Raw genomic sequence first — 8,553 nt, 5'->3', positions numbered from 1 at the left:
AGAAAGTAATAAACCGAGAAGCTGTTTATCGTAAAGCGAAGGAGCAACACCCAGAACGCTGGGGAAGCCGCAATACCAGAAACTGGCAGTTACCCACTGAAGTATGGCTAAACCCTGAGCGATCAGAAAATCAGCAGCACTATGATTTAGCTGCATAGGTTGAGGCGACATCTTTCTTGAAAATCACCGGAACCAAAGCGTGCCAAGCTCCGGAAGTATGCATGGGCGGTAAATATGATTTCAAGGCCGATGCATGGAGTCTGGGGAACTGTATCGTTGATTTCTTGTGTGGTGAAAAGATTGCCGATCTATTTATTCCAGAGTCTGAAACACTGGATAAGCCGCGGAAATCAGAGCTGGTTCGATTAAGGAAGAAGGCTGAAACAGTAAAGTTAACTGATTTAGAAAAAAGTAAAGCTGAACTTGGTATTCTTGAGATTGTTAAAGTTGTAAAAGAGTTTTCAGCTATGGAGGATGAAAAGAAAAAAGAACTGCTCCAAAAATGGATGGAAAATGTAGATTTTAATCCAATGGAATACAGTGGGATGTTGGATGTTGTTGTCGAACTTACAAGACTTGATCCTGAAAAAAGAATCAGCACTTGTGATGCTCACGAAAGAATACAGAGGGTTATCTTTGGTGATACCGCTATGGTTGCCAAGGCTACTACTCAAGATCAGGTAAGGGGCGAACTTTTGTCAACAAGCACAGACTGCAGTGCATTATCAGATGATGGTTACGGATCAATGGAGTACCACCAGAATGATGATATTGAGGAAGAGCTTGTTGCTCTGGCTTCAGAGCTTCAGGAATCTGTTGAAGTTGAGTCTATAAATGAAATTCCAGCATTAAATATTCATACTGGGAAAACAACTGAGCAGAGCCTTTTACCTGTTTCAAAAAACGGGCAGGAAATGACATTTGTGGCTGAACTAAATGGTGTCGTCAGCCAGGACAGGGTAGCTATTATTGAGCCCCTAGTGGTAGAGGCGTTAATGGGAAGCCTGGTACCTGAAAATACAGTTGCTCCTGAGGTTCAGGCTGAGGCAGCAACAAAAGTGGCGGATCTTTATGTAGATGTTCCTTACAAATCCACTGATACCGGAGAAGGCTCTTCTGTGGATCCTGAGTTTGAAACCTGTGTTGACACTGGGGCAAGAACCTATTTCATCCCAAGGCCTCCCGAGGCACTTACCCAGAGTGAAACGGGAGGTACAGAAACCGCTTCTGGATCACCTTCTGTTTCGTGCCCTCACTTAAACAAAGTGTGGAACTCAATATCCAATGCCTGGAGTGGTTACTCGTTCTTTTGAAGATAGGTTGGCACTCCCTTGTCCGGAAGGAGGTGCCGCCAACCATTGATCCAGAACCTGTCGGCTATTGAACACTTACTGAATGGCGTCCTGCAGGGACGCTTTTCTTAGAACCTCCTTTAACTGCTGACTCATTTTCTGGCAGAGCCTGGCATCCAGAACCGCTTCTCCCTTCTGGTCGGTAATCACAAACCGGTCTTCTACCTTTTCGCCAAACGTGGCAATTTTGGCCCCATGAACCTGCAGCTTTAGCTGGGAAAAGGTTTTTCCGATCAGAGCCAGCAATCCTGGCCGGTCAGTGGCGATAATATCCACCACGGTCTGACGGGGATCAATCTGATTGCTGATCAGCACCACCGGTTCCCGGCTGAAGTGCCGGAGCTTTCTGGGGGTTCTTCGACGGATCAGGTCCGGGAATTTGTCCGGGGCCATTAAGGTTTTCTGAAGGTGCTGTTTGATCTGTTGAATGCGCTCCTGATTGTTGCCGATGGCGGAACCGTCTTCTTCAAGCACCGTATAAGTATCCAGACTGAAATTGCTGGTGGAGGTGATGATCCTTGCATCCTGGATGGCCAGCCCCAGCTGGTCAAAAGCCGCCACCGTGGCAGCGAACAGGTTGGGTTGGTCCGGTGTGTAGACAAACACGCTGGAACCCTGGTGATTCTGGTTGTTTGAGGGTTCCGGGATAATGATCAAGGGTCGGCCCGGCTTTTTCCGGAGGTGGTGTTTGAGAATGCCTTCGGTCTGCCAGGCAATTTCGTCACTCTGGTGGCGGAGAAAATACTCATTATCAAACTGTTGCCAGAGCTGAAAAATGGCCTTTCGACCAAACCCCCGGCTGGCCAGCAGGTCAATAGCCCTGCTCTTGGTGGACGTCAGTTGTTCGTTGATTTGTGGAAGGTTATCAACGCCTCTTTTCAGCAGTTGCCGGGTCTGGGTAAACAGCTGTTGCAGCAGGGAGGCGCGCCAGCCGTTCCAGAGGCCGGGGTTGGTGGCATTAATATCCGCTACGGTGAGCAGATAAAGGTACTTCAGCCGTTCACGGGTACCCACCCGCCGGGCAAAGCCCTGGATGACTTTCGGGTCAGAGAGATCCTGTTTCTGGGCGGTGACGGACATCACCAGATGTTCACGTACCAGCCAGACAATCAGAGCGGTGTCATCATTATCAAGCCCATGAAGACGGCAGAACTGTTCGGCATCCACCGCCCCCAGCTGGGAGTGATCCCCGCCTCTGCCTTTGCCGATATCATGGTAAAGGCCTGCCAGATACAGAAGTTCCGGCTTGGGGATGCTGTGGATGATTTTTGAGGCGATGGGGAATCGCTGACGGCTTTTCTGGTAGGTAAAGCTGCGCAGGTATTTGATCAGCAGAAGGGTGTGGGCGTCGACGGTCAGGGTGTGGAACAGATCATACTGCATCTGTCCGATGATTCGACCAAACTCCGGCAAATAACGCCCAAGTATGCCATACCTGGCCAGCCTTCTCAGGGTTGCAGTGAGCGTGTAGGGGGCCCGCATCAGCTCCAGAAACAGACGGGTGCAGCGGGGGTCTTTGCGGAACGTGCTGTCCACCAGGTGACGGTAGTCCCGCAATAGCCGGATGGTTTCTGCCGTTGGGCCCTGAATGGACTGGTCCCGGGTAATCAGCACAAACATTTCCAGAATGGCCGGTGGGTGCTCTGCAAATACGAGGCTGTTTACGGTTTCTATGTAGTTGTTACGAACCTGAAAGTGTTCGTTAACTGGCCGGACTTCCTGAGGCTCTCCGCCATTGAGAATGTCATCGTCGAAGTGTTGCAGCAGCAGATCTTTCAACTGGCTGACAATCATGACCGTGCGGAAATAGCTCTGCATGAACTGTTCAACCGCCAGGGATCCGGTGTGGTCCCGATAACCAAACTGGTCTGCCAGGGTTCGTTGATGGTCGAACAGCAGCCGGTCTTCACTGCGGTTGTTCAGGGAGTGCAGTGCCCAGCGCACTTTCCAGAGAAAGGCCCGGCAGCGTTGCAGTTGCTGGTGCTCGGTGTTGGTCAGGAAGCCCATTTCATGGAGTTCTGCCAGGTCATGGGTACCGTAATGCCGACGGGCCACCCAGCCCAGCATCTGCAAATCCCGGAGTCCTCCCGGCGACCCTTTGATATTGGGCTCCAGGTCATACTCGGTATCGTTGTACTTTTTATGGCGAGTTCGTTGTTCTTCAAATTTCGCCTGGAGGTAGCGGCGACTTGGCCACATCCGCCCGGTATCAATCATTTCCTCAAGGCGGTCATGAAGGTATAGGGGGCCGGTAACCACCCTGGACTCCATCAGGTTGGTGATGATGGTCAGGTCCGACTCCGCCTGCTGGGCGCACTCCTGAAGGGATCGGACACTGGAACCGACATTGAGTCCAATGTCCCAGAGCAGGGTAAGGAACTGCTCTATTCTGCTCTGGTGCAAGCCATACTGATCATTTTCCAGCAGAACCAGAATATCAATATCCGATCCAGGGTGAAGTTCACCCCTGCCGTAACCGCCCACGGCCAGCAGGGCAATGTCACAGCCCTCCCGCCACTCCATATGCTCCCAGGCCAGTTTCAGTATCTGGTCAATCAACCAGGCTCTTGCTGTCACCAGAACCTCAATATCGGTTTCCTCCTGGAAATACTGATCCAGAAGGGCTGTGGCTTCACGCAGGCATTTTTTATAAGCCGGTATCGGAGTCCGGGAAATCGTCAGGTCAGCACGGAACTGGCTTTTGTTGAACAGTTGCTGCTGCATCTGGGCTGGAATCTTCTGGAAGAGCTTGTTCATTGTCGTCTTCTGGCTGCTGTCCATATCAATCCGGACGGAATCCGAACGGGGCCTGTTTTAACCTGAATTCAGCAGTTGGATGCGGAGTTTGTGGGAAATCTGGGCGTTCTCAGCCAGGCGCGACGCTTGCCAATGGCCGTAGTCCTTGGCAAGCGTCGCAACGCAGTTGAGGGCGTTCAGATTTTCCACAAACCCGCAGAGCAAACTTTCACTCACCCCAAAAGTGAATTGGAAATCTGGTGCTATTGCTTTAACCATCAAGGGTTTATAGATACTCACGCGTCCCACTGCTGAATTTAGGTTCACGGGGGGCTGAAGAGTCACGCCTACCATACCAGCTCAGGGGGAATAAGTCTGTGGCAATAATGGAGAGCTGGCTTACTGTTTATGTCAAGGCTTCTCGTCAGCCAGGTGTTGTTCTTCGATTGAAAAAATTGCTCTGAATCAAAAAAGTGTGAACTTGTGTGAATATAGTGTCGTTTAATCTTGTATGACAAGATGTACTGGTTTGTAATACAAGAGCTGCTTGAGAACACCGGGGCGTGGTAAAGCATTTTTGGTAGAATCTCGGCTTTTGATGGGCTACTGCCTTTTTGTCAAACCCCGAATTCGTTGGCGAAATCATTATGAGTCGTAAATCGGTTGAAAGCAGTCTGGTGGACGAACTGGTCAGGACGATGACCCTGGAGGTTGTGTCCGGGCATTATCATGAAGGTGAGCGGTTGCCGGGAGAGAATGAGTTGTCCCGGTTATACGACGTTTCTCGAACCTCTGTTCGTGCCGTACTACAAGCCCTGGCGGCCAAGGGACTGATTGTGGTGGAACCCAAGAAAGGCAGTCGGGTAACCCCCCGGGAGGACTGGGACTGGCTTGACGGTTCTGTTCTGGAGTCCGCATCCCGGTGCAGTGAGGATGACACTCTGGTTTGCCAGCTGCTGACCATGCGGATGATGCTGGAACCTGCCATTGTAGCACTGGCCGCTCTGCAGGCTTCCGGTCAGGATATTGCGGATCTGGAGTCGGCGTTCAGGAATATGGCAAGTGCGTTGGACGTTCCGGATAAGGAGCAGTACAACGAAGCTGACCTGGAATTCCACCAGTTACTGGCCCGGGCGACGGGGAACCCTTTTCTGTTCCAGCTGGGAAAAGATCTGGCCTCTGCCCTGAAAGTCGGGTTTCAGGACAGTTTTGACCGGACTCCGGATCACCGGAGCGGCCTGGCCATGCATGGCAGCATTTTGGATGCAATCCGGCTGCGTGACGCTGAAGGTGCCCGCAAGGCCATGAGTGAATTGATCCTGTCCACGGAGGCTGGAAAGCCGGAAGCCTTTGCCCGGCAATCGGTTCTCGAAAAAGCAGTGATGTGAGGTTTTCTCAAACCGGTCATTAATCCGAAATGCAAGCCGGGCTGTGGCTCTCAATGCCCATAGCGAAATGAAAAACCATCAAATGAACGGGTATGAAGTAAGAGGCGAGCACAATGACCACTTCTTTATCCAGCCGGGTGTGGGCTGTTGTTGACTGGGGTACCACCAATTTTCGTGCCTTTCTGCTCAGGGGCGGGGAGCTTCTGGACAGTCTGTCGGCGGAGCAGGGCCTTCTGAGCATTCAGGAGGGGGCTTTTGAAGCAACGCTGTGCCGGTTACTCCAGCCCTGGCTGGAGCAGCATGGAGATTTTCCCGTAGTGGCTGCAGGTATGGTCGGAGCGAAAGGCGGCTGGGTGGAAGTGCCTTATGTCCATACTCCCTGTTCCAGGGAGGACCTTGCTTCTCACCGGCTCTCTATTCCAACCGTCAACTTCTCCAGTGTCTCCATTGTTCCCGGAGTTATGCACCGGACAGAAGATGGCCGGCCCGATGTAATGCGGGGGGAGGAGGTCCAGGTGATGGGGGCACTGGATATAGAGGGTATCGAAGAAGGCCATGTGCTGCTGCCGGGAACCCATTCAAAACTGGCCCGGGTCCAGCAGGGAAAGCTGATTGAGTTCAGCACTTTTATGACCGGTGAACTGTTTTCGCTTCTGGAGAAGCACTCCATTCTGGGGCGAAACCGGCCATTGCCTCAGGTGACCTCAAGGGAAGCGTTTATGGCCGGGGTCCGTGGGGCTGTCAATGAGAGCTGTCTGTCCAGGGTACTGTTCAGTGCCCGCACTCTGACACTGACTGGAGAGCTGGATGAGCATCATGTCAGTAGCTACCTGTCCGGATTGATGATTGGTCATGAGGTGAGAGCACTCAAGGCCATGGGCGTTCAGTCTCTGGCTATTGTGGGCAGCAGTCGTCTTGGTGAGCTCTATCGGATGGCTCTGGAGAGCCAGTCAGTGTTCTCATCCATCATTGAAGGTGACCAGGCCTTTTTAAAAGGGATTCAGGCGATACACCGGTAGTTGCACCGGTAATAGTCCAATGGGTTTGAGTTTTATCCAGCGTTGTCCAGGCAGGTGCTGTGCTATCAACGTTTCCATTTCCTCTTTTTATACATAAAGGGCATACATAAGCGAGGTGTCATGTATGAGCGTATTTCAACAAGCTTTTGAGCAATGCGGACTGGTGGCGATTCTCCGGGGGCTGCAGCCGGAAAATGCCCGGGAGGTGGGGCTGGCCCTTTATGAGGAGGGCTTCCGGATTATTGAAGTCCCCCTGAATTCCCCTGATCCCCTGGAGAGTATCCGGATTCTGGCTGACAGTCTTCCCGATGATGCCCTGGTGGGGGCGGGTACGGTGCTGACCGTGGAAAATGTTGCGAAGGTGGAAAGTGCCGGAGGCAAAATCATTATCATGCCCCACAGTGATGAGGCGGTGATCACCGAAGCCAAGCGACGGAACCTGTTTTGTACACCCGGTGTTGCCACGCCAACGGAAGGGTTCAGGGCATTTGACCTTGGGGCCGATGCCATCAAGCTTTTCCCGGCGGAAATGATCTCGCCTGCCGTATTGAAATCCTGGCGTGCCGTGTTTGCACCACAGCGGACTCTTTTGCCGGTGGGGGGAATTGATATCGGTAATATGGGGGATTACGTTGCTGCAGGTGCCAGTGGTTTTGGTTTGGGCGGCAGTCTCTACAAACCCTTTATGAATGTTGATGAGATCCGCAGCAATGCCCGTGATCTGATTTCAACCTGGAAAGACGTCAACGGTCAGTGAATATACCCCGGGGGGCGATATGTCTAAAGCGAATAAGATCTTATCCATAGGCTGCGGCTTGATCATTGGTGCCATTGGTCTCTCTTTTTTTCTGGAAGAGGGGATAGTGGATAAAAGGGAGGGGCAAGCCAAAACACTGCGTTTCAGTATGAGCTCCAATAACAAACACCCTATTTATGCAGGAGCGGAAAAATTCAAGGAGATTGTCGAGCGTAAATCCAATATCACGGTGAATATCTATCCTTCTGCCCAGCTGGGGGATGACCGTGCCGCTATTGAAATGCTTCAGCTGGGGACGCTGGATGTTTCGATTCCCTCAACCGCCCCCCTGGCCAATTCATTTCAGGAATACGGCGTGTTTGACCTGCCTTTCATGATTCCCAATGAAAAGGTGGCCGATGCCGTATTCAGCAGTCCTTTTGGGGATAAAATGCTGAAAATGCTGGAGCAGAAAAAACTCATTGGTCTTGATTTCTGGGAAAACGGTTTTCGTCATTTAACCAATTCTTCCACACCGGTTCATTCCGTTGAGGATGTAAAAGGGTTAAAGATCCGGACGATGGAAAACCCGATTCATCTGGCCACCTGGAAGGCCATGGGCGCCATTCCAACGCCCATGGCCTTTAATGAACTGTTTACTGCCCTGCAGCAGGGAACCGTGGATGGACAGGAAAACCCATACCCCAATATTGCTCTGAATAATCTGTTTGAAGTCCAGGACAGCCTGACTGAAACCGGCCATGTCTACACGCCCCTGGTGTTGATTTTCAGTGAAGACAGCTGGCATAAATTAACCGGGAAAGAGCAGCACCTGATTCGCAAGGCCGCCCGTGAAGCGGGTGCTTTTCAGCGTAAAATGAACCGGAAAGTCAACAAGGCCAGCTTGAAAACCATTGAAAAAGAGATGATCGTGGTTCGGCTGACCGATCAGCAGAGAGCGGCCTTTCAGGAAGCGACCAAACCGGTTATCAACGAATACCGGGATGTGATTGGCAATGAGGTTATTGAGGAGTATCAGGATGCTATCAATAACGCTATCCGGCAATCCCAATCTAAAATTTCACACTAAATAAAAGACTGACCCCGATTCCGGCTCCCTTGTTAATAAAAGGGGAATGAGGTAGGTATGAAACTGTTAAAATGGCTTGATGATTATCTGGAATATTCACTGACGTGTAGTAGTTCAGACCTGATCTGACAGTCACCGATTTTTCAGAGGGTGTCTGTCAGGTCAAATTCAGGCTACAAATTTTTCCTTCCAGATCTCTTTGCCATCTATCAGAGTTTCCATTGGCGTTCTT

General features: G+C 51.3%; 7 protein-coding genes. 5 read left to right on the top strand and 2 right to left on the bottom strand.

Annotation, left to right across the window (positions count from 1 at the left end; translation table 11 throughout):
- Positions 1 to 221 precede the first annotated feature (221 nt).
- Complete coding sequence (locus ACNRUY_RS25160) at positions 222 to 1,313, top strand: hypothetical protein (RefSeq protein ID WP_488114419.1); 1,092 nt, start codon at positions 222 to 224, stop codon at positions 1,311 to 1,313.
- A 75-nt stretch (positions 1,314 to 1,388) separates the two neighbouring features.
- Here the strand turns inward: ACNRUY_RS25160 and glnD are convergent, their stop codons facing one another.
- The gene (gene glnD / locus ACNRUY_RS25155) at positions 1,389 to 4,109 is read right to left on the bottom strand and encodes a [protein-PII] uridylyltransferase (RefSeq protein WP_488114418.1); all 2,721 of its coding nucleotides are present in this window, start codon (positions 4,107 to 4,109) and stop codon (positions 1,389 to 1,391) included.
- A gap of 57 nt (positions 4,110 to 4,166) precedes the next feature.
- A complete protein-coding gene (locus ACNRUY_RS25150; protein WP_488114417.1) occupies positions 4,167 to 4,388 on the bottom strand; it encodes a hypothetical protein in 222 nt (73 codons plus the stop codon).
- Positions 4,389 to 4,735: 347 nt separating this feature from the next.
- On the opposite strand from ACNRUY_RS25150, the gene ACNRUY_RS25145 reads away from it, so the two are divergent.
- The 4 genes from ACNRUY_RS25145 (at position 4,736) to ACNRUY_RS25130 (ending at position 8,321) form a co-directional block, all read left to right on the top strand.
- Positions 4,736 to 5,476, top strand: coding sequence for a FadR/GntR family transcriptional regulator (locus ACNRUY_RS25145; RefSeq protein WP_488114416.1), 741 nt, complete (start codon positions 4,736 to 4,738; stop codon positions 5,474 to 5,476).
- A gap of 113 nt (positions 5,477 to 5,589) precedes the next feature.
- On the top strand, positions 5,590 to 6,495 hold the full coding sequence (locus ACNRUY_RS25140; protein WP_488114415.1) for a 2-dehydro-3-deoxygalactonokinase: 906 nt from the start codon (positions 5,590 to 5,592) through the stop codon (positions 6,493 to 6,495).
- 124 nt (positions 6,496 to 6,619) lie between these two features.
- Positions 6,620 to 7,252, top strand: coding sequence for a 2-dehydro-3-deoxy-6-phosphogalactonate aldolase (locus tag ACNRUY_RS25135; RefSeq protein ID WP_488114414.1), 633 nt, complete (start codon positions 6,620 to 6,622; stop codon positions 7,250 to 7,252).
- Between the two features lie 19 nt (positions 7,253 to 7,271).
- Entirely contained in the window at positions 7,272 to 8,321 is a 1,050-nt protein-coding gene (locus tag ACNRUY_RS25130; protein ID WP_488114413.1) for a TRAP transporter substrate-binding protein, read from the top strand.
- Positions 8,322 to 8,553: the final 232 nt, after the last annotated feature.

It is taken from the genome of Endozoicomonas sp. Z74 (genome assembly GCF_057680865.1).
This window is presented reverse-complemented; position numbering and strand designations above follow the sequence as displayed.

Coding starts and splice junctions, on each gene's coding strand:
- ACNRUY_RS25160 (WP_488114419.1), top strand. CDS start 222: ATGGGCGGTAAATATGATTTCAAGGCCGATGCATGGAGTCTGGGGAAC.
- glnD (WP_488114418.1), bottom strand. CDS start 4,109: ATGAACAAGCTCTTCCAGAAGATTCCAGCCCAGATGCAGCAGCAACTG.
- ACNRUY_RS25145 (WP_488114416.1), top strand. CDS start 4,736: ATGAGTCGTAAATCGGTTGAAAGCAGTCTGGTGGACGAACTGGTCAGG.
- ACNRUY_RS25140 (WP_488114415.1), top strand. CDS start 5,590: ATGACCACTTCTTTATCCAGCCGGGTGTGGGCTGTTGTTGACTGGGGT.
- ACNRUY_RS25135 (WP_488114414.1), top strand. CDS start 6,620: ATGAGCGTATTTCAACAAGCTTTTGAGCAATGCGGACTGGTGGCGATT.
- ACNRUY_RS25130 (WP_488114413.1), top strand. CDS start 7,272: ATGTCTAAAGCGAATAAGATCTTATCCATAGGCTGCGGCTTGATCATT.